Source organism: Streptomyces sp. NBC_00193 (genome assembly GCF_026342735.1).
In the GTDB taxonomy this organism is placed as follows: domain Bacteria; phylum Actinomycetota; class Actinomycetes; order Streptomycetales; family Streptomycetaceae; genus Streptomyces; species Streptomyces stoeckheimensis.
Map to the genome: position 1 here is coordinate 2260325 of NZ_JAPEMM010000001.1, position 21082 is coordinate 2281406.

A 21082-nucleotide genomic window follows, 5' to 3' on the forward strand; every position below is an offset into this window, starting at 1 on the left:
CGCGGCTCCGTAGTTTCGGGGCATGACGACGCAGCAGAAGCACAGCAACCGCCAGTGGCTCCGGCGCGGGGCCGCCGCCGTGGCGCTCGCCGCCGTTCTCGGCGGGCTCGCCGCGCCCGTGGCGTTCGCCGCCCCGGACCCGGTGGCGGGTCCCGCGTCCGCCGCGACCGCACAGGGCGGCCGCGGGCACCTGATCTCCCTCACCGCCCTGGAGCGCCTCGCCCCCGCGGACGTCACCGCCCGCCTCGCACCCCACGGCTTCGACGCGTCCACGGTCCGGTACGGGGTCTGCGCCTACCGCCTCACCTACGCCACCGTCGACCCCCAGGGCCGCCCGACCACCGCCACCGGCCTGCTCGTGCTCCCCCGAGGGGGCCCGCACCGGCTCGACCTGGTCTCCGACACCCACGGCACGGTCGCCACCCGCGACGACGCCCCGTCCGGGGGCGCGGGCTACAACAGGATCACCCCGTACCTGCACGCCTCCGCCGGCCGCGCCGTCGCCGCCCCGGACTACCTGGGCCTGGGCGGCGGGCCCGGCGCCCATCCGTACATGGACACCCGGTCCTCGGTCACCGCCTCCGTCGACATGCTGAAGGCCGCCCGGACGGCGGCCGACCGGCTGGGGCGCCCCGTCACCCGGGACGTGTACGCCACCGGCTTCTCCCAGGGAGCCCAGGTGGCGATGGCCCTGGGCCGTGAACTGTCCCGCCCCTCCAGCGGCTTCCGGCTGCGCGCGCTCGCCCCGGTCGCCGGTCCGTACGACCTGGACGGCTCCGAGCTGCCGGGCATCACCGACGGCCGGGTCGACCCGCACACCGCCGTCTTCTACCTCTCCTACTTCCTCACCGCCCAGAACCGGCTGCACCCGCTCTACGCCGATCCGGCCGAGGTGTTCCGCGCACCTTACGCACAGGCTGTGGAAACCCTGTTCGACGGGAGCCACGGCTTCGAGGAGATCGTGGCGGGGCTCCCCACCTCACCGCAGGAGCTGCTCACCCCGGAGTGGTACGAGAACGTCCGTGCCCCGCGCGGGGCGCTGCAGACGGCCCTGAAGACCAACGACGACGCCTGCGACTGGAAGCCCGCCGCGCCGGTCCGCCTCTACGCCGGGTCGGGCGACACCGACGTCCCCTTCGCCAACACCCAGGCGTGCGCGGCCGATCTGGCCCGCCACGGAGTCCGCGCGAAGGTCGTCGACCAGGGCCCGGACGCCGATCACGTCGTCTCGGTGATCCGCTCGGCCCCGCAGGCCGTCCGCTGGTTCGACTCGCTGGGCCGGGAGAACGGGCCCCGCTAGGAGATGGCGGTGCGCAGCTGGACCACGTCGATCGGCTCGGTCTCGTCGTGGGCGGTCAGGTCGATGACCTGGCCCGCGGCGCGGGTCTCGTCGGTGGCGGGCTTGGCGGTGTCGACGAGGGCCGCCGGCTCCGCACCGTCCTGGACGGACTCCGCCTTGTGGACGGCGAGTGCCTCCGCGCCGACGACGTCGGCGAGGTCCTCGTTCTGCACGGACTCGATGACCGCGCGGGCCTGCGCCGCGGTCTTCGTACCGAAGAAGTCGAAGCCGCCCTCGACGCGCGAGGCCGGCCGGCGCTGAGCGGCGTACGGGGCCACCGCGGCCGCGAGGCGGCGCGCGGGGACGGCTGCCGCCGGGCCCGCGGGGACCGGGCCGGTGAGCGCGGGGCGGGCGTGCGCCTCCAGCTCGGCGGGCTTCGCCGGGGAGGCGGGCTTCGCCTGGCCGGCGGGAGCAGCCTGGCCGGCGGGGAGTGCGGGAGCGGCGGGGGCCGCGGGCAGGGCGGCGGGGCCGGTCGGGGCCTCCGGGGCGGACGCCGCGGCCTCGGCGGCCTCGGCCTGCCGGGCCGTCTTGTCGGCCAGCGCCACCAGTGCGGCGTGGGCGCGGGCGAAGCCCACCGAGGTGGCCGCGCCGGCGCTGGTGCGCTCCTCGGACACGGCGGGAAGTTCCCTGGGACCCGGGGCGGCGGGAGCGGCCGGGGCCGCGGCCTCGATGGCCAGCAGCCGGCGCCCCTCCAGGGCGCTCGCCCGCTCGGTCTCGGCGGTGGCGTAGCGGCGCAGCAGCGAGGCGTGCTCCCCGCGCAGGCCCGCGAGTTCGACCCGCTTGGCGCGCAGTTTGGCATCGAGCTTGGCGCGCAGCACCCGGGCCTCTTCGAGGTCGGATTCGAGCTCGGCTATCCGCTCGTCCGTGCGCCACTCGTCCTTGACCCGTTCGCGCCCGAGCTCGGTGACCCGGCGGCCGGCCGCCAGGTCCCACGAGCGCATGACGACGGCGCCGGCCAGCCCGGCGGCCGCGGTGAGCGCCACGAGCAGGCGCAGCGCCATCGGTTCCGCGAGCAGCCAGGCGGCGCCGGCGCCGGCAACGGACACACCGGCGACGGCCGTCGGCGTGAGCAGCCGGTGAAGAGGTTCGGGATTGCGGTGGCGTCCACGGGGCATGGCCTGAAATTTACAGGGCGTGGACAGGGTGTGGGGTAGCCGCCCGGGAATCTGTTTCCGAGCAGTTACCGCACCTGCCGCACGAAAGGCGCAACTCCTACTTCTTCAGAAGGCCCTTGGACTCCAGATAGGCCTTCGCGACATCCGCCGGCTTGGCGCGCTCGGCGTCGACCTTGCGGTTGAGCTCGACCAGATCGGCCGTGGTGAGCGCCTTGGTGATCTTGTCGAGGGCGGCCGCGATCCCGGGGGCGCCGGCGTCCTTGGAGTTGACCACCGGGAGCACGTTGTCGGCGTTCTGGAGCTTCTTGTCGTCCTCCAGCAGGACCAGGCCGAAGCTGTCGAGGGTGGCGTCCGTGGTGGTGGTGAGGACGAGCTGGTCCGCGCCGTCCTTGACCGCCTGCTTGGCCTGCGGGGTTCCGACGCCCTTGGGGTCGATACCGGAAACATCGATTCCGTATGTCGTCTTCAATCCGGGTGCGCAGAAGGGCCGCACCGCGCATTCGTCACCGGCCGCGATCTTCACCTTCAGACCGGACTTGCCCAGATCGGAAAGGGTCTTGAGATTGTTCTTCGCGGCGAATTCCTTGCTCACCGCGAAGGCGTTCTGGTCGACCGCCGAGCCCGCGGGCAGCGCCTTCAGGCCCAGCGGGCCCGCCAGCTTCTCCAGGGCCGCCACCGTCGCCGTCACATCGCTCGACGCGACCGGCTTCTCCGTCGGCGCCTTGGAACCGTTCACCTTGGCGTTGAGGAACTCCGCGAGGGTCGCCGCGTACTCCGGGACGACGTCGATCTCGCCCTTCTCCAGCGAGGGTTCGTACAGCTCGCGGTTGCTGACCGTGGTGATCGACGTGTCGTAGCCGGCGCCCTTGAGGACCTGCGCGTACAGCTCGGCCAGCACGTTGGACTCGGTGAAGCCGGCGGCGCCGATCACCAGCTTGCCGCCCTTGGCGCCCTCGGAGGACCCGGAGGCTGCGGCGGAGGAGCCCCCGCCGTTGGTCTTCTCCAGGCTGTCGCCGCCGCACGCGGCGAGCGAGGCGGTCAGGGCGACCGCGCCCAGGGCCGCGCCGAGGGCGCGCGTGGACTTGCTCATATCGATCTCCTTCAAGGGATGGGCCCAACAAGAGGTGGGCCGAGGTGTCGGGGCCTGCTCAGCGGGTGGCCGCGCCCGGCAGCAGCCGGTCGGCCGCCACCAGCGCGCCCTCCACGAGCAGGGCCAGCGCGGCGACCAGCAGGGCGCCCGCGACGACCTGCGGGGTGTTGTACGTGTTGAAGCCGGCGGTGATGATCCGGCCGAGGCCGCCCTGGCCGACCATGGCGGCGATGGTGGCCGTGGCGATGACCTGGACGGCTCCCGAACGCAGTCCCGTCATCACCAGGCCGCGCGCGAGCGGCAGTTCCACCCGCCAGAACAGCTGGCGGCCGGACATGCCCATGCCCCGCGCGGCCTCCACCACCGAGCGGTCGACCTCGCGCATGCCCACGTAGGCATTGGTCAGCAGCGGCGGGATCGCGAAGAGGACCAGCGCGGCGATGGTGGGCACGTACCCGGCGTTGCGCAGCGGGGAGACCATGAACAGCGCCAGCACCGCGAAGACCGGCACGGCCCGCCCGATGTTGGAGACGTTGACGGCGAGGCCGCCGCCCTTGCCGAGGTGGCCCAGCCACAGTCCGACCGGCAGGGCCACCGCACAGGCCAGGGCCAGGGCGACACCGCTGACGTACACGTGCTCGCCGAGCCGGTGCCAGACCCCGCTCTCCCCGGCCCAGTTGGCCCCGTCGGCCAGCCAGTCCCAGGCCTGTCCCAGCACGCCCATCAGACCGCTCCCCCGCTGACGCCGGCGGTACGGGCGGCGCGCGCGGCCCGGGTCGCACGCGTCGGGCGGCTCGCCCGGGTCCAGGGCGTCAGCAGCCGCTGGAGGCCGAGCAGGGCCAGGTCCGCCACGAGCGCGAGGAGCACGCACAGCACCGAGGCGGTGAGCACCTGGGCCTTGAAGGAGCTGTTCACCGCGGGTGCGATGAGGTTGCCGAGGCCGCCCTTGCCCACGATGGAGCCCACGGTCGTCAGCGCCACCGTGGAGACGGTCGCGATCCGCACGCCGGCCAGCAGGGCGGGCAGCGCCAGCGGCAGCTCGACCTGCCACAGCAGCCGGCCCGGGCCGTACCCCATCCCGCGCGCGGCTTCCCGTACGTCCTCGGGCACGGCTTCGAGACCGGCCAGCACGTTGCGCACGAGGATGGTCAGCGAATAGAGCACCAGCCCGGTCACCACCAGCGCCGCCGAGAGTCCGAAGACCGGGAGCAGCAGCGAGAACATGGCGAGCGAGGGGACCGTGTAGAGCAGGGTGGTGATGCCCAGGACGGGTGCCGCCCAGTGGCGGCCGCGGCGGGCCAGCAGGGCGAGCGGCACGGACACGGCGATGCCGATCAGCACCGACACGCCCGTGATCCACACGTGTTCGAGGGTGGCGTCGGTGAGTTCCTGGGAGCGGGAGGTGACGTACTCCCAGCAGATCCAGTCGTTCGCCACCAGGCAGCTCTGCCCGGCCATCGCCCCTCACCCCCCGTCACCGACCGTACGTAGGAGCGACCATAACCCCCGGCACGGACAATGGCCGGAATCCTTCGCACGCGGGCAACACGCCCTTCACAAACGGACCCCGCGGGTAGGGAAAGATGGCCGGGTGATCCGATTCGAGCAAGTGACCAAGCGCTACCCCGACGGGACCACGGCCGTCGCCGACCTGTCCTTCGAGGTCGCCGAGGGAGAACTGGTCACCCTGGTGGGCCCGTCCGGCTGCGGCAAGACGACCACCATGAAGATGGTCAACCGGCTCATCGAGCCGACCTCCGGCCGGATCCTGCTGAACGGCGAGGACATCGCCGCCGCCGACCCGGTCGAACTGCGGCGGCGCATCGGCTACGTCATCCAGCAGGTCGGGCTGTTCCCGCACAAGACGGTGCTGGAGAACACTGCGACCGTGCCGCAGCTCATCGGCACCCCGAAGGCCAAGGCCCGCGCGCGGGCCGCGGAACTCCTCGACCTGGTCGGACTGGACCCGGCCGTCTACGGGGGCCGCTACCCGGAGCAGCTCTCCGGCGGCCAGCGCCAGCGCGTCGGCGTGGCCCGGGCGCTCGCCGCCGACCCGCCGGTGCTGCTGATGGACGAGCCGTTCGGCGCGGTGGACCCGGTGGTGCGCGAGCGGCTGCAGAACGAGTTCCTGGCGCTCCAGCGGACCGTGCGCAAAACGATCCTGCTGGTCACGCACGACCTGGAGGAGGCCGTCCGGCTCGGGGACCGCATCGCGGTCTACGGAGCGGGCACCATCGAGCAGTTCGCCCGCCCGGCGCAGGTGCTGGGCGCCCCGGCGACCGATTACGTGGCCGGGTTCGTCGGCGCCGACCGCGGGCTGAAGCGGCTCGCGGTCACCGCGGTGGCGCAGGCCGACCTGGCCGACCTCGACCTCGATCTCGACCTCGACCTCGCCTCCGCCGACGGAAAGGCCCCCACCGCCGGAGTGGCGCTGGGGGCCAGTCTGCGCGAGGCGCTCGCGCTGCTGCTCCAGGAGGACTCGGGCCGGATCGGGGTCACGGACCCCGACTCCGGCGCGCTGGTCGGCGTACTCACCCCGGAAGGGGTGCACCGGGCGCTGCGCCGGGCCGGGCTGCAGGAGGCCTGAGCCCCCGCCCGCAGCCCGTCCCGCTACGCCTGGATCCTGCCGCTCATCCACACCAGCATCGGCGGGATCTCGCGGCGCCAGGTGTTGAAGTTGTGGCCGCCGCTGTCGAGGATGATCGAGGAGACCCGGTCCGGGCCCTTGACCAGCTTGATGAACTTCTTCGTGCCGGCGAGGTTCGGCTCGCCCTTCTCGCTGCTGGTGACGAGGAAGGACGTACCGGTCGGCTGCTTCGCCTTGATGGCCTCCAGCAGGTTCGCGCGGGCCTTCAGCTTCGCGTCCCCCTGGAAGAGGTCACCGGTCGTCGGGTCGTCCGCGGCCTCGTAGTACGCGGACAGACCTGCGCCGGCACCGAAGGTCTGCGGGTAGTGCGCGGTCATCTTCAGAGCGCAGTATCCGCCCGTGGAGTTGCCGATGTAGCCCATGTTCTCGGGCTTCTTGCCGACCCGGAAGGTGCTCTGGATGGCCTGCGGGAGGTCCTGGCCGTAGAAGGTCTCGGTCTGCGGGCCACCGGGTATGTCCACGCACTCGGTGTCGCGCGCACCCGGGGTCGGGCGCATCATGACCAGGATCATCGGCTTCATCTTGCCCGCCTTGGACAGGCTGAAGGCCTTCATCGGGTAGTCGAGACCTTTGATCAGGTTCTCCGCCATGCCCGGGTAACCCGTGAGAACGATCGAGGCCGGGAAGTTCTGGTCCTTGTGCTGCGGCTGGAAGTACTCCGGCGGCAGCCACACGTACCCGGGGCTCGTTATCTTCGACTTCTGGCCCGTTATGGACACCTTCAGGATCTGTCCGGCGACCGCCGGCTTGGTCCCGCCGGGCACGTCGAGGTGCTGCTTGTCGACCACCTTGATGTCGTTGCTGCTCATCGAGTGGTCGACGACCTTGCCGACCGAGGTCTCCTGGCCGAAGAGGTCGGCCCAGGACCCGTAGAAGAGGAACGACTTGTTCGCGGCGAGACCGATCGCCGCGAACATCGCCAGCTGCGTCGCGAGCAGGAGGCCGATCCGGCCGAGGACCGAGCGCCAGGAGCGGCCCGAGAGCTTCGGCCAGAACCAGACCGTGGCCGCGAACAGCAGCACACCGGCGAGGATGGCCAGCGCCAGAACCGTATTACTGGTGAGACCCATGAGCAGTCAGTCGACTTTCTATGGCAGGACTAGTTTTTTTCTCGACGGAAGAGTGAACCCGCTCCCCCTCGATGTCGTCCTAGTGGACGCACCACCCAACGAAGGGCCCCAGCGGCCTTCGGCCACATGATCTCTCGCGGAGCAACGGGAAGCGATGTCTAGCAGGATAGATGGCGATAAGTCGGGACAGGTTCCGAAGCCTGTCAGCCGAATCCTCCGAGGCCCCCGACCGGAGTCCGTCCCGGGAGTCGTGGGCACCGCAGTCACGGTCGTCGGCCTGCTGGACATCGCCGCGGGAGTCTTCCCGCGCTTCCGGCACAGCCGCATCCACGCGGTCACCGAGGTGCTGCCCGGCTCCTTCGGCCCCTTCGCCGCGGCCCTGGCCCTCAGCGCCGGCGTCCTGCTCCTGCTGCTCGCCCACGGGCTCAAGCGCCGCAAGCGGCGCGCCTGGCGGGCGGCCGTGGTGCTGCTGCCGGCCGGCGCCGTCGCGCAGTTCACGTACCGCCACTCGGTCATCGGCGTGGTCATCGCGGCGGTGCTCCTGGCCCTCCTGCTGCGCCATCAGAGTGAATTCAAGGCGCTGCCCGACCCGCGCAGCCGCTGGAAGGCGCTCGCCAACTTCGTGCTGATGAGCGCGGGCTCCATCGGCCTCGGTCTGGTCATCGTCAACTCGCACCCCGGCCGCGTTGTAGGCAATCCGGGTGTTTATGAACAGATCAGCCACGTCGTCTACGGACTCTTCGGCTTCGAGGGCCCCGTCGACTACGCCGGCCGGGTGTCCTGGACCGTCGGCTACTCGCTGGGCGCCCTCGGCATGCTGACCGCCGTCACCACCATCTACCTGGCCTTCCGCCCCGAGCACCCGGCCGCCCGGCTCACCGCCGACGACGAGGTCAAGCTCCGCGAGCTGCTCGCCCGGCACGGCGGCCGCGACTCGCTGGGGCACTTCGCGCTCCGCCGCGACAAGGCCGTCGTCTTCTCCCCCAGCGGCAAGGCCGCCGTCACCTACCGCGTCGTCTCCGGCGTGATGCTCGCCTCCGGCGACCCGGTCGGCGACGTCGAGGCCTGGCCCGGCGCCATCGAACGGTTCATGGAGGAGGCCAAGACCCACTCCTGGACCCCCGCCGTCATGGGCTGCAGCGAGACCGGCGGCGAGGTCTGGACCCGCGAGACCGGCCTCGACGCCCTGGAGCTCGGGGACGAGGCGATCGTCGACGTCAAAGACTTCTCCCTCTCCGGCCGGGCGATGCGCAACGTCCGGCAGATGGTGAAGCGCATCGAGCGCAACGGCTACACCACCAAGGTCCGCCGGGTCAGCGAGCTGACCGGGACCGAGCTGGAGCAGGTGCGCGGCGCCGCCGAGGCCTGGCGCGGCACCGACACCGAACGCGGCTTCTCCATGGCGCTGGGCCGCGTCGGCGACCCCGGCGACGGCGACTGCTACATCGCCACCGCGCACCGCGTCGAGGAGGGCGACACCTCCCCCTTCGGCGACCTCAAGGCCGTCCTGCACTTCGTGCCCTGGGGCGCGGACGGCATGTCGCTGGAGCTGATGCGCCGCGACCGCGCCGCCGACCCCGGCATGAACGAACTGCTGATCGTCGCCTCCCTGGAGGCCGCCCCGGCGCTCGGCATCGAGAAGGTCTCCCTGAACTTCGCGATGTTCCGCTCGGCCCTGGCCCGCGGCGAGAAGATCGGCGCCGGCCCGGTCCTGCGGATGTGGCGCAGCCTGCTCGTGTTCCTCTCGCGCTGGTTCCAGATCGAGTCGCTGTACAAGTTCAACGCGAAGTTCCGCCCCCGCTGGGAGCCCCGCTTCGTGGTCTTCCGCACCACCCGGGACCTGCCCCGCATCGGCTTCGCCGCGATGCAGGCCGAGGGCTTCGTCACGCTCGCCCTGCCCCGCCTGTTCGCCGGCCGCCGGCGTCCCAAGCCGGTCCGCACCTGCGCCCACCACCGCGTGCAGAGCGTCCCCGCCCAGGCGGAGCGCGAGGTCCGGGCCGCCTGAGGCCGCAGCGGTCCGGCGGGGCCCGGGACCCGGGCCCTACCCTGGGAACCATGAACACGAACAGCGGTCCCGCCCCCAGGGGCCTGGTGACAGGCCTCCCCGACTGGGACCGCTGCGCGGTCATGGGCGTCGTCAACGTCACCCCCGACTCCTTCTCCGACGGCGGCCGCTGGTTCGACACCACCGCGGCCGTCAAGCGCGGGCTCGACCTCGTCGCCCAGGGCGCCGACCTCGTGGACGTCGGCGGCGAGTCCACCCGCCCCGGCGCCTCCCGCGTCGACGAGGAGGAGGAGCTGCGCCGGGTCGTCCCCGTCGTCCGCGGCCTCGCCTCCGAAGGCGTCGTCGTCTCCGTCGACACCATGCGCGCCTCCGTCGCCGCACAGGCCGTCGCCGCCGGCGCCAGGCTCGTCAACGACGTCAGCGGCGGCCTCGCCGACCCGGAGATGATCCCGGCCGTCGCCGCCGCCGAGGTGCCCTTCGTCGTCATGCACTGGCGCGGCTTCAGCGACGGCATGAACCGCCTCGCCGTCTACGAGGACGTCCTCGCCGAGGTCACCGCCGAACTCCGCACCCGCATCGACGCCGTAGTCACCGGAGGCATCGCCCCCGAACGGCTCCTGGTCGACCCGGGCCTCGGCTTCGCCAAGAACGCCGAGCACGACCTCGCCCTGGTCGCCCACCTCTCCGAGCTGCGCGCGCTGGGCTTCCCGCTGCTGGTGGCCGCCTCGCGGAAGCGTTTCCTCGGCCGGGTGCTGGCCGGCGCCGACGACGCCTCCCCACCGCCCGCCCGCGAACGCGACGCCGCCACCGCCGCCGTCACCGCCATCGCCGCCGCCCGGGGCGCCTGGGCCGTACGCGTCCACGAAGTACGGGCGAGCGCCGACGCGGTTCGGGTGGCCCGTGCCGTGGAAGGGGCACTGCGTACGACCCGTAGCAACGAGGAAGGGGCACGGTGAGCCGTACCGACATCGAATCCGTCGAAGAGGTCAACACGGCCTTCTACGAGGCCATGGAGCGGGGGGACTTCGACGCGCTGTCGGCGCTCTGGCTCGAAGACGAGATCTCCTGCGTGCACCCGGGCTGGCCGGTGCTGTCCGGACGCGGCGAAGTGCTGCGCTCCTACGCGCTGATCATGTCGCACACCGAGTACATCCAGTTCTTCCTGACCGACACCAAGGTCACCGTCATGGGCGACACCGCCCTGGTGACCTGTACCGAGAACATCCTCAGCGGCGGACCCGCCGAGGACGGCGGGGAACTGGGCCCGCTCGTCGGCCAGCTCGTCGTCGCGACGAATGTGTTCCGACGCACACCGGAGGGCTGGCGCCTCTGGTCGCACCACGGTTCTCCCGTCCTCACGGACTCCGACGAGGACGACGAGGAGGAGTCCTCCTAGCCCCTCGGCCGGGATGCTGTCGGGGTCCGAGGTATTTCGCAGGTAAATTCGAAGATGGACGACGCCGACCGCACTCGGCTCCGGCCATGGATCCGGGGAGTCCCGGACCGGAAGCACCTACGAAAAGCAGGAGTGATTCGCGTGGATCGTGTCGCGCTGCGCGGCCTCAAGGCTCGCGGGCACCATGGCGTCTTCCCCCGGGAACGCGAGGAAGGCCAGACCTTCATCGTCGACCTGGTGCTCCACCTCGACACCCGCCCCGCGGCGGCGGGCGACGACCTGGCTAAGACGGTGCACTACGGGGTAGTCGCGGAAGAAGTCGTCGACGTGGTCCAGGGCGAGCCCGTGGACCTGATCGAGACCCTCGCCGAGCGGATCGCCCAGCAGTGCCTCAAGCACGAAGCGGTCGCCCAGGTGGAGGTCGTCGTCCACAAACCGGACGCGCCGATCACCGTTCCCTTCGACGACGTGACCATCACGATCACCCGGAGCCGCGCGTGAACAACGGAATGAACGCCCAGAGCGACCCCACCGTCCAGCCGGTACCCGCCTCCGTGGTCGAAGCCGTCGACGCGGCCGACGTGACCCTGTCCAACCCCAAGTGGGCCGTCGTCGCGCTGGGCGCGAACCTGGGCAACCGCCTGGAGACCCTCCAGGGCGCCGTCGACGCCCTCGGGGACACCCCGGGCCTTCGGGTCAAGGCCGTCTCCCCCGTCTACGAGACGGAGCCGTGGGGCGTGGACGCGGGCTCGCAGCCCTCGTACCTCAACGCCGTCATCTCGGTGAAGACCACCCTGCCCCCCAGCTCCCTGCTGGAGCGCGGCCACGCCATCGAGGAAGCCTTCGACCGCGTCCGCGAGGAGCGCTGGGGGCCCCGCACGATCGACGTCGACATCATCGCCTACGCCGACGTGGTCTCCGCCGATCCCGTCCTCACCCTCCCGCACCCGCGCGCCCACCAGCGCGCCTTCGTGCTGGCCCCCTGGAACGACATCGACCCCGAGGCGCAGATCCCGGGCCACGGGCCCGTCGCCGCGCTCCTGGCGGCCGTCGGCCTCTCCGGGCTCACGCTGCGCGAGGACCTGGAACTGCGCCTCCCCGAGTGAGCCGCGCCCGCGGGGCGGGTCCGTCGACCACTTAGGATCACCGGGTACGCACGCACGGAGAGCGGGCACTGCGGGAATGGCGGGAGAAGCGCACGTGAAGCAACTGAGGCCGGCGGTCCTGGCGGGCATTTTCGCGATCGCCGCGGTGCTGTCCTGGGCCGGAGCCCGGCTGTGGAACGCGTACGGCACGCTCCCCGGCGTCCCGGTGGCCGCGCCCATCGTGCTCGGCGCCATCGCCGTGGTGCTGCTGGCGACGGCCCTGTCGCTGCGCTCCCGCCTGAAGGCCCAGCGCGAGCGCGTGCCCGGCGCCAAGGGCGTGGAGCCGCTGATGGCGGCCCGCGCGGTCGTCTTCGGCCAGGCCAGCGCCCTGGTGGCGGCCCTGGTCGCGGGCGCCTACGGCGGCGTCGGCGTCTTCCTGCTCACCACCGCGATGGACGTCCCCGCCCGCCGCGACCAGACCTGGTACGCCGGTTTCTCGGTCCTGGCGGGCGCGGCGGTCATCGCGGCAGCCCTCTTCCTGGAACACGTCCTCAAACTCCCGGACGACGAGGACCCCACCTCCGAGGCCCCGTCCCGGGCATGACCCGTCACCGGGGCGCGCGGACGAGGTGCCCGCTCACCAGGAACCCTGCGTGGGGTTCGAGGCGATACGTGTAGAGGGTGAAGGGCTTGGCTCCGGTGGCGGTGTGACGCCGGACCTCCGAAACCGTCGCCGACTGCCGTTCCATGAGGTGCACGGGGTGCTCCTCCGCCACGAAGGTCCCTCGCCGCTGCCACCGGTCCGTGACCACCAGCTGCGACGCCATCCCTGTCCGTGGTGTGAACCGAGCTCCGATGATCACCGCCAGCTCCGCCAGAAACGGAACATTGGCGCTGATGATCATCCGCGCGTCCCAACGCTTGATCCGGCAGCCGTCCCCGTCTGCGTACCCGTCCAGGAAGCCCTCGAATGTAGCGAGGTCTTTCAACACGACGCGGGGGAAGCCCTGCCGCATGTGGTGCGCATCACCACCCACGTACTGTCGCAGGACGTCCGCGAGGTAGGACGAGACCACGCGCACCCGGAACCCCGGAACGTCGCACTGGAGGAAGCCGGACGGCCTCGTGACGGGCTCCAGTCGGGCGGGGAGCCCGGTGGCCGCGGTCAGGCACTCCGCGTACTTGGCGGCAAAGCCCTCGTCGTTCACGACGAGGGACGCGTAGTTCTTGCCGACCGTTCCGTCGGCGCACGTGGCACCCACCAGGTAGCCGAATTCGTAGCCCGGCAGAATCGTCAGGCGCGTACGGCACAGCTTGCGTGGCGGAGTCCACGCCACAACACTGCCCTCGGCCTCACCAGCCGCGATCCACCCGTCACGGGTGCTCAGTAACTGGTCCGGCGCCACGGTGAACGCCTGCCCTTCCGTGACGACGTCCACGACCTCGCGCGCTTTCACGGCCGTCACCCCCACAACGGCCGTGTGCACGGTTCTGTCCCCGTCCAGCGTCCAGAGCCGGTCACCCACGCCGATGGCTCTCGCCCGGGCAGAACCATCGGCGCCGTTCACGATCTGCTTGCTCGGCAGCCCGCCCATCCCGCCCCCCTGATCAAGTGAAATCACCTGATCAACGACGGTATCGGGCGGGTCTGACAATCCGGCTAGCGGGCGATGATCAGGCTCATGGCCTCGTTACGGGTCGCGGGGTCGCGGAGCTGGCCACGGACGGCCGAGGTGATGGTCTTCGCACCGGGCTTGCGGACACCACGCATGGTCATGCACATGTGCTCGCACTCGACGACCACGATGACCCCGCGCGGCTCCAGGATCTCCATCAGGGAGTCCGCGATCTGGGTCGTCAGCCGTTCCTGGACCTGGGGGCGGCGGGCGAAGACGTCCACCAGGCGGGCCAGCTTCGACAGGCCGGTGATCTTGCCATCGACGGACGGAATGTACCCAACATGGGCAACTCCGACGAATGGCACCAAATGATGTTCACACGAGCTCATGACCTCGATGTCCTTCACCAGGACCATCTCGTCGTGGCCGAGGTCGAACGTCGTCGTCAGCACCTCTTCCGGCTTCTGCCACAGACCCCCGAATATCTCCCGGTACGCCCGCGCCACCCGGGCCGGCGTCTCGAGCAGCCCCTCGCGGTCCGGGTCCTCGCCGACCGCGATCAGGAGCTCGCGGACGGCCGCCTCGGCGCGCTTCTCGTCGAACTCGCCGATCGTGCCCTCGCCACCGGTCAGGGTCACTGGGTCGGTCATTTCTTCCTCGTTCCTGTCTGTGCAGTCGCCGGCATGTGAAAGTGCCGCGCCCCCCAGGCTAGAACCTGGGGGGCGCGGCATCCATTCCGGGAGGGATCAGGCCTCCGGACGCTCCTCCGGGGAGGGCTCCGGGGTCTTCTCCACCGACACGGCGGTCGCGGAAGCCGCCGACGTGCCGTTCGCCGCGTTCGTCAGCTGGAGCTCCTTGGGAGAGAGCACCGGCGGACGGGTGGACGGCGTGCGGTGCGAGGAGCCGGTCCACGCCGGGCGGGCCGGGCGCTTCACGATCGTCGAGAAGACCTCGGCGATCTGCTCCTTGTTGAGCGTCTCCTTCTCCAGGAGGGCGAGGACCAGGTTGTCGAGGACGTCGCGGTTCTCGACCAGGATCTCCCAGGCCTCGTTGTGCGCGGTCTCGATGAGCTTCTTGACCTCTTCGTCGACCAGCGCGGCAACCTCCTCCGAGTAGTCCCTCGGGTGCGACATCTCGCGGCCCAGGAACGGCTCGGTGTTGTCTCCGCCGAACTTGATCGCGCCGAGACGCTCGGTCATGCCGTACTGGGTGACCATCGCGCGGGCCGTTGCCGTGGCCTTCTCGATGTCGTTCGCGGCGCCCGTGGTCGGGTCGTGGAAGACCAGCTCCTCGGCCGCGCGCCCGCCCAGCATGTACGCCAGCTGGTCGAGCATCTCGTTGCGCGTGGTCGAGTACTTGTCCTCGTCGGGCAGGACCATGGTGTAACCCAGGGCCCGGCCGCGGGACAGGATCGTGATCTTGTGGACCGGGTCGGAGTTCGGGGAAGCCGCCGCGACCAGGGCGTGTCCGCCCTCGTGGTACGCGGTGATCTTCTTTTCCCGGTCCGACATGATCCGGGTCCGCTTCTGCGGACCCGCCACGACGCGGTCGATCGCCTCGTCCAGCGCATGGTTGTCGATCAGCTTCTGGTCCGAGCGGGCCGTGAGCAGCGCGGCCTCGTTCAGGACGTTGGCGAGATCGGCACCCGTGAAGCCGGGCGTGCGACGGGCTACCGCACCCAGGTCGACGTCCGGGGCGACCGGCTTGCCCTTCTGGTGAACCTTGAGGATCTCCAGACGGCCCTGCATGTCCGGACGGTCCACCGCGATCTGGCGGTCGAAGCGGCCGGGGCGCAGGAGGGCCGGGTCGAGGATGTCGGGACGGTTCGTGGCGGCGATCAGGATGACCCCGCCCTTCACGTCGAAACCGTCCATCTCGACGAGCAGCTGGTTGAGGGTCTGCTCGCGCTCGTCGTGACCGCCGCCGAGGCCCGCACCGCGGTGCCGGCCGACGGCGTCGATCTCGTCGACGAAGACGATCGCCGGGGCGTTGGCCTTGGCCTGTTCGAACAGGTCGCGGACACGCGAGGCACCGACACCGACGAACATCTCGACGAAGTCGGAACCGGAGATCGAGTAGAAGGGGACACCGGCCTCGCCCGCGACGGCACGCGCGAGCAGGGTCTTTCCGGTGCCGGGCGGGCCGTAGAGCAGCACGCCCTTGGGGATCTTGGCGCCGACGGCCTGGAACTTCGCCGGCTCCTGGAGGAACTCCTTGATCTCGTGGAGTTCCTCGACGGCCTCGTCGGAGCCCGCGACATCGGCGAACGTCGTCTTCGGGGTGTCCTTGGTGATGAGCTTGGCCTTGGACTTCCCGAAGTTCATGACTCGGGAGCCGCCGCCCTGCATCTGGTTCATCAGGAACAGGAAGACCACGACGATGAGGACGAACGGCAGCAGCGAGAGCAGCACGCTCAGGAACGGGCTGGTCTTGTCCGGCGTGACGGAGTATCCGTCAGGGATCTGACCGGCTTCGTACTTGGTCTGGAGGTTCTGGGCGAGCTGTACGCCCTGGTCCCCGATGTAGTTGGCCTGGAACTTGGTGCCGTCGTTGTCGCCGAGCTTCTGGTCCTTCTTCAGCTCGATCTTGATCATCTGGCTGTCACCGGTGGTGAGCTTGGCGCTGTCCACCTGGCCACTGTTGATCGCCTTGATGACCTCGCTGGTCTCCACCGACTTGTAGCCGCCGCCGGAGCCGACGACGTTCATCAACACGACCACGGCGAGGACGGCCAGCACGATCCACATAACCGGCCCACGGAAGTATCGCTTCACGTCCATCCATACGGGGCGCTAGGCACCCCGTCCCTCCTGCCCGTAGGTAAATGCTGCTGTGAGTAAAGACTGTTCTTCGGAATGTACCCCTGCATTGTCACCCGCGGCCTCATGGGACGGCTGACAGACCCGCCTTTCCATGCTCCAACGGCGGGAAACGCTCCAGGGTTCCCCTGTCGGGCGCTGGATCAGCCGCCGTAGACGTGGGGAGCGAGGGTGCCGACGAACGGCAGGTTGCGGTACTTCTCCGCGTAGTCGAGGCCGTAGCCGACGACGAACTCGTTCGGGATGTCGAAGCCGACCCACTTCACGTCGATCGCGACCTTGGCGGCGTCGGGCTTGCGCAGCAGCGTGACGACCTCCAGGGAGGCCGGCTGGCGGGAGCCGAGGTTCGACAGCAGCCACGACAGGGTCAGGCCCGAGTCGATGATGTCCTCGACGATCAGGACGTGCTTGTCCTTGATGTCGGTGTCCAGGTCCTTGAGGATCCGCACCACGCCCGAGGACTGGGTCCCGGCGCCGTACGAGGACACCGCCATCCAGTCCATGGTGAGCGGGGTGGACAAGGCGCGCGCCAGGTCCGCCATCACCATCACCGCGCCCTTGAGGACGCCGACGATGAGCAGGTCCTTGCCCGCGTACTCCGCGTCGATCTTCGCGGCCAGCTCGGCCAGCTTCGCGTCGATCTCTTCCTTGGTGATGAGCACCGACTGGAGGTCGTTGCCCATGTCCTTCTCGTCCACCCGCATCACTTTCGTTGTCGGCTGGGGCTCCGGGGGGTGACCCCGGAGGACTCAGCCGTGTTTCAGCACCAATCAGCCCTGCCGGATGACCAGTCTGCCACCCTGCCGCTGGGCCTCCACCCGGCCGGGCAGGTTGATGGCTCCCTGACCGCGCCATCCGGTGATGAGCCGGTCGACTTCCTCGATGTGGCGGGCGAAGAGGGAGCCTGCGGGGGAACCGGCGGCGACGACCGCCCGGCGCAGTACGCGGCGGCGGACGGCGGGGGGAAGCGCGTACAGCTTGGCGCACTCCAGGCGGCCGTCTTCGTCGCGTACGCCGCCCTCGGCCTCGGCGGCCCAGGCGTCCAGGGCGTCGGCGTCGTCGCGGGAGAGCTGGGCGGTGCGGGCGAGCGCCTCCACGACCCCCTTGCCGAGCGCCTTCTCCAGGGCGGGCAGGCCCTCGTGGCGCAGCCGGGAGCGGGTGTAGGCGGGGTCGATGTTGTGCGGGTCGTCCCAGACGGCGAGGGACTGGACCATGCAGGCCTTGCGGGCGGTCTGCCGGTCGACCTGGAGGAAGGGCCGGCGGTAGCGGTGGTTGCGGCCCCGCGCCCCGGGGTCCCCGGGGCCTCCGGAGACCTCGGCCATGCCGGAGAGCGAGCGGATGCCGGAGCCGCGGGCGAGGCCCAGCAGGACGGTTTCGGCTTGGTCGTCGCGGGTGTGGCCGAGCAGCACGGCGACGGCGCCCAGCCGGTCGGCGGCCTCGTCCAGGGCCGCGTAGCGGGCGTCGCGGGCGGCGGCTTCGGGGCCTCCGTCGCGGCCGACGCGCACGGCGACGGACAGGGCGGGGTCGAGGTGCAGCGCGGTCATGCGGGACACGACCTCGGCGGCGCGCAGGGCGGAGCCGTCCTGGAGGCCGTGGTCGACGGTGATGCCGCCGGCCCGGATTCCGAGTTTGGGGGCCTCGAAGGCGAGGGCGGAGGCGAGCGCCATGGAGTCCGCGCCGCCGGAGCAGGCGACGAGGACGAGCGGAGCGGTGTCGGGGAGGGGGTCGTGGGGGGCTGCACCGGCCGAGGATCCGACGGTGCGGCCGGGGCGGCCGACCCGGGGTGCGGGGGCGGGAGCGGGACGCCCGTCCCGTTCGGTGAGGTCGGTGAGGACGTCGTGGAGTACGCGGCGGACCGCCAGGCGTATCGCCGCGACCGCAGGATGGGGACCCATGTCCGGTGCCCTTCGGTGGAGTTCGGATGCCTCGGAGGCGCTGGGGAGGCGTTGCGGGAGGTGGTGTGCCGGTGTGCTGCCCGGCTCCCCCGCGCGTGGGGGTTGTCACTCAGAGTGCGTCGATGGTGACAGAGCCGAGCCGTTCTCCGAGCATCGCACGCCCTTCCACGCCCCACGGTCCCTCGGACGGGTGACGCTGCTTCCCCCAGAGGGACATCTTCACGCCTCTTGCGTCACACCTCTTCGCTCGCCTCGCTCTGCTCGCTCCCCTTGCGGTGGACGCGGGCCACCCAGTCCGCGGGCCTGGCGATCTCGGACTTGGTCGGCAGTGTGTTCGGGGAGGTCCAGACCCGGTTGAAGCCGTCCATGCCGACCTGGCCGACGACGGCGCGCACGAAGCGTTCCCCGTCGCGGTACTGGCGCAGCTTGGCGTCGAGGCCGAGGAGCTTGCGCAGGGCGGCGTCGAGCCGGCCCGCGCCACTGGCCCTGCGCTGCTGGAACTTCTCGCGGATCTCGGAGACCGAGGGCACGACCTCGGGGCCGACCCCGTCCATGACGAAGTCGGCGTGGCCCTCCAGGAGGGACATGACGGCGGTGAGCCGGGCCAGCACCTCGCGCTGCTCGGGGGTCTGGACGAGCTCGACGAGGGAGCGGCCCTCGTCCCCGCGTTCCGCGTCGGGGCGGGCTCCGGCGAAGGACTGGGCGGCCTCGCGCAGGCGCTCCAGCACGGTCATCGGGTCCATTTCGGTGGCTCCGAGGAACGTCTGGATTTCGCCCTCCAGGTGTTCGCGGAGCCACGGGACGGCCGTGAACTGGGTACGGTGCGTCTCCTCGTGCAGGCAGACCCAGAGCCGGAAGTCGTGCGGGTCCACCTCCAGCTCCCGTTCCACGTGGACGATGTTCGGCGCGACGAGCAGCAGCCGGCCGCCGGTGGCGGAGCCCGGGAGGTCGAGGCCCGCGGGCGCGAAGGTCTCGTACTGGCCGAGCACGCGGGAGGCCAGGAAGCTGAGCAGCATGCCCAGCTCGACGCCGGTGACCTTGCCGCCGACCGCGCCGAGCACGGCGCCGCCGGGGGTGCCGGCGCGGCGGTCCTGCATCTTGCCGAGGAGGGGCGACAGGAGCTCGCGGAAGCCCGCCACGTTGGCCTTGACCCAGCCGGCCCGGTCCACGACGAGGACGGGCGTGTCGGCCGGGGTCATGCCTTCGGGCATCATCCGCGTGAACTCGCGCACGTGCCGTTCGGAGGTCTTGGCGTGCCTGCGCAGCTCCGCGACGACGGCCCGCGCCTCGTCCCGGCTCACCTCCGGGCCGGGCCGCACGAGCCTGGTCGCGGTCGCCACCGCGAGGTTCCAGTCGACCATCTCCGCACCACCGAAGCTCGTCATGCGTCAACCGTACGTGGACCTGCGCGCGGGCGGGATCCCCACGGGCGGGCGGGATCCTCAGGAAGCGTTGGCCACGGCCGCCGCGAGCTTGTCGAGGCCCTTCTCCGCGGGGCCGGGATCCGGGGTGTTCGCGGTAAGGAACGCGAAGGCGAGCAGTCGGCCGGTGGGGTCGACGACGGTGCCGGCCAGGGAGTTCACCCCGCTCAGGGTGCCCGTCTTGGCCCGCAGCAGGCCGGCCGCCGGCGAGTCGCCGGAGTTGCGGGTGCGCAGGGTGCCGGTGAATCCGGCGACGGGCAGTCCGGTGAGGACGGGCCGCAGTTCGGGCCGCTGCGGGTCGGCGGCCTTGGCGAGGAGGGCGGTGAGCAGGCCGGCGCTGACCTTGTCGGCGCGGTTGAGGCCGCTGCCGTCGGCGAAGCGGGAGCCGGCGGTGTCGACGCCGAGGGCGGCGAGTTTCGCGCCGGTGGCCTGGGCGACGCCGTCGAAGCTCGCGGGTGCTCCGGAGGCGAGGGCGGTCTGGCGGGCGAGAGCTTCGGCGATGTCGTTGTCGCTGTGGGTCAGCATCCGCTCGACGAGCCCGGCGAGCGGCGGCGAGAGGGTGGCGGCGAGCGGGACGGCCCCGGTGGCGGCCTTGGCCCTGGCGGGCTCGCCGGTGACCTTGACCCCGCGTTCCTTGAGCAGGGCGGCGAAGGCGCGGGCGGTGTCGCGGGAGGGGTCCTGGCTGCGCTTGACGGGGCCGGAGAAGGACTCGTCGGGGCGTCCTTCGTCGGCGGTCAGGGCCGTGACGGGCGCGAGGTTGGGGTTCTCGCCGATCGGGTGGAGGACGGGGCCGGTGTAGAGCGAGTCGTCGTAGCCGAGGGCCACGGAGTCGGTGCCGGCGGCCTTGAGGGCCTGGGCGGTGTCCGCGGCGAGGGCGACGAGGCTGCCGCCGGCGCCGGCCGGGGCCTTCTTCTTCGCGGTGAGCGAGGGGTCGCCGCCGCCGACCAGGATGATCTGGCCGGGCCCGGCGCCGGGGGTGACGGTGGTACGGATCCGGTGGTCGGGACCGAGGGCCGCGAGGGAGGCCGCCGCGGTGGCGATCTTGACGGTGGAGGCGGGGGTCATGGCGTCCCGGGCCCCGGCTTCGAAGAGGACCTTCCCGGTGGCGGTGTCGATCACGCAGGCGCCGCGGGCGGTTCCGAGGGCGGGGTCGGCGAGCAGCGGCCGCAGGGCGGCGGCGAGGGCTGCCCCGGAGTCCGCGGCTCCGGCCTGCTTGCCCGAGCCCGAGCCCGAGCCCGTGCCCGTACCCGAGCCCGTGCCGTCGCCCGTGCCCGGGCCGGCTCCGGCGGGGCGGACCCCGGCGAGCACGCCGGGGGCGCTGGGGGCCGCCTGCGGCAGCGCCGCAGCGGTGCCGGCACCGTGATCTGCGCCACCCGTACGGCCCCAAGAGGCGGCCTTGTCCCGCTCGGCCTTACGCTGGCCGGAGTCCCAGGGACCCGCGGCGGCCACCGTCGCGGCCGACAGGGCGAGGCCGGCAACGGCCGACACCGCGATGAGCTGCCAGGTCTTGACCAATGGCACCTCGGACCAGCCCCTTTCGCGATCACACATATGCGTGAGGGACACTTAACCATTGCGTCT

At 71.4% G+C, this 21082-nt stretch carries 20 protein-coding genes; 8 read left to right on the top strand and 12 right to left on the bottom strand.

What is annotated here, in order from left to right; all coding sequences use genetic code 11:
* The first annotated feature begins 22 nt into the window (after positions 1-22).
* Positions 23-1300: an alpha/beta hydrolase gene (locus OG898_RS09775; protein WP_266956190.1), complete on the top strand. Its 1278-nt coding sequence runs from the start codon at positions 23-25 to the stop codon at positions 1298-1300.
* On the opposite strand, the gene OG898_RS09780 is transcribed toward OG898_RS09775, so the two are convergent.
* The 4 genes from OG898_RS09780 to OG898_RS09795 all read right to left on the bottom strand — a co-directional run bounded on the left by OG898_RS09780 (position 1297) and on the right by OG898_RS09795 (position 5002).
* Positions 1297-2454, bottom strand: coding sequence for a hypothetical protein (locus OG898_RS09780; RefSeq protein ID WP_266956192.1), 1158 nt, complete (start codon positions 2452-2454; stop codon positions 1297-1299). The genes OG898_RS09775 and OG898_RS09780 overlap by 4 nt on opposite strands.
* 97 nt (positions 2455-2551) lie before the next feature.
* The gene (locus OG898_RS09785; RefSeq protein ID WP_266956194.1) at positions 2552-3544 is read right to left on the bottom strand and encodes an ABC transporter substrate-binding protein; all 993 of its coding nucleotides are present in this window, start codon (positions 3542-3544) and stop codon (positions 2552-2554) included.
* 58 nt (positions 3545-3602) lie between these two features.
* A complete protein-coding gene (locus OG898_RS09790; protein ID WP_250754451.1) occupies positions 3603-4268 on the bottom strand; it encodes an ABC transporter permease in 666 nt (221 codons plus the stop codon).
* A complete protein-coding gene (locus OG898_RS09795; protein WP_250754449.1) occupies positions 4268-5002 on the bottom strand; it encodes an ABC transporter permease in 735 nt (244 codons plus the stop codon). Before OG898_RS09795 ends, OG898_RS09790 begins: the two co-directional genes overlap by 1 nt.
* Positions 5003-5135: 133 nt before the next feature.
* Between OG898_RS09795 and OG898_RS09800 the strand changes: the two genes are divergently transcribed.
* Positions 5136-6131: an ABC transporter ATP-binding protein gene (locus OG898_RS09800; RefSeq protein WP_250754447.1), complete on the top strand. Its 996-nt coding sequence runs from the start codon at positions 5136-5138 to the stop codon at positions 6129-6131.
* A 23-nt stretch (positions 6132-6154) separates the two neighbouring features.
* Here the strand turns inward: OG898_RS09800 and OG898_RS09805 are convergent, their stop codons facing one another.
* Positions 6155-7261: an esterase family protein gene (locus tag OG898_RS09805; RefSeq protein ID WP_250754444.1), complete on the bottom strand. Its 1107-nt coding sequence runs from the start codon at positions 7259-7261 to the stop codon at positions 6155-6157.
* Between the two features lie 154 nt (positions 7262-7415).
* Between OG898_RS09805 and OG898_RS09810 the strand changes: the two genes are divergently transcribed.
* The 6 genes from OG898_RS09810 (at position 7416) to OG898_RS09835 (ending at position 12351) form a co-directional block, all read left to right on the top strand.
* Complete coding sequence (locus OG898_RS09810; RefSeq protein WP_250754442.1) at positions 7416-9266, top strand: phosphatidylglycerol lysyltransferase domain-containing protein; 1851 nt, start codon at positions 7416-7418, stop codon at positions 9264-9266.
* Between the two features lie 50 nt (positions 9267-9316).
* Positions 9317-10222, top strand: coding sequence for a dihydropteroate synthase (folP, locus tag OG898_RS09815; RefSeq protein WP_250754440.1), 906 nt, complete (start codon positions 9317-9319; stop codon positions 10220-10222).
* The gene (locus OG898_RS09820) at positions 10219-10662 is read left to right on the top strand and encodes a nuclear transport factor 2 family protein (RefSeq protein WP_266956199.1); all 444 of its coding nucleotides are present in this window, start codon (positions 10219-10221) and stop codon (positions 10660-10662) included. The genes folP and OG898_RS09820 overlap by 4 nt, the downstream gene beginning before the upstream one ends.
* A 141-nt stretch (positions 10663-10803) precedes the next feature.
* Positions 10804-11163, top strand: coding sequence for a dihydroneopterin aldolase (folB, locus tag OG898_RS09825; protein WP_030010912.1), 360 nt, complete (start codon positions 10804-10806; stop codon positions 11161-11163).
* An 8-nt stretch (positions 11164-11171) separates the two neighbouring features.
* Positions 11172-11768: a 2-amino-4-hydroxy-6-hydroxymethyldihydropteridine diphosphokinase gene (folK, locus tag OG898_RS09830; protein ID WP_250754480.1), complete on the top strand. Its 597-nt coding sequence runs from the start codon at positions 11172-11174 to the stop codon at positions 11766-11768.
* Positions 11769-11862: 94 nt separating this feature from the next.
* Entirely contained in the window at positions 11863-12351 is a 489-nt protein-coding gene (locus OG898_RS09835) for a DUF3180 domain-containing protein (RefSeq protein ID WP_250754438.1), read from the top strand.
* 4 nt (positions 12352-12355) lie between these two features.
* Here OG898_RS09835 and OG898_RS09840 read toward each other — a convergent pair whose 3' ends face one another.
* From OG898_RS09840 to dacB, 7 genes are all read right to left on the bottom strand, one after another.
* Entirely contained in the window at positions 12356-13402 is a 1047-nt protein-coding gene (locus OG898_RS09840) for a hypothetical protein (protein ID WP_266956202.1), read from the bottom strand.
* A 5-nt stretch (positions 13403-13407) separates the two neighbouring features.
* Entirely contained in the window at positions 13408-14016 is a 609-nt protein-coding gene (gene folE / locus OG898_RS09845; protein ID WP_266956204.1) for a GTP cyclohydrolase I FolE, read from the bottom strand.
* A gap of 96 nt (positions 14017-14112) precedes the next feature.
* Positions 14113-16146 (bottom strand): ATP-dependent zinc metalloprotease FtsH, encoded by a 2034-nt coding sequence (ftsH, locus tag OG898_RS09850; RefSeq protein WP_266956206.1) that lies wholly within the window; start codon positions 16144-16146, stop codon positions 14113-14115.
* A 182-nt stretch (positions 16147-16328) separates the two neighbouring features.
* The gene (hpt, locus tag OG898_RS09855) at positions 16329-16889 is read right to left on the bottom strand and encodes a hypoxanthine phosphoribosyltransferase (RefSeq protein WP_243339812.1); all 561 of its coding nucleotides are present in this window, start codon (positions 16887-16889) and stop codon (positions 16329-16331) included.
* A gap of 66 nt (positions 16890-16955) precedes the next feature.
* Positions 16956-18080, bottom strand: coding sequence for a tRNA lysidine(34) synthetase TilS (gene tilS, locus OG898_RS09860; protein WP_266956208.1), 1125 nt, complete (start codon positions 18078-18080; stop codon positions 16956-16958).
* 233 nt (positions 18081-18313) lie between these two features.
* Positions 18314-19465, bottom strand: a complete 1152-nt coding sequence (locus OG898_RS09865) for a zinc-dependent metalloprotease (RefSeq protein ID WP_266956211.1) — start codon at positions 19463-19465, stop codon at positions 18314-18316.
* Positions 19466-19522: 57 nt separating this feature from the next.
* Positions 19523-21022, bottom strand: a complete 1500-nt coding sequence (gene dacB / locus OG898_RS09870) for a D-alanyl-D-alanine carboxypeptidase/D-alanyl-D-alanine-endopeptidase (RefSeq protein ID WP_323184830.1) — start codon at positions 21020-21022, stop codon at positions 19523-19525.
* Positions 21023-21082 lie beyond the last annotated feature (60 nt).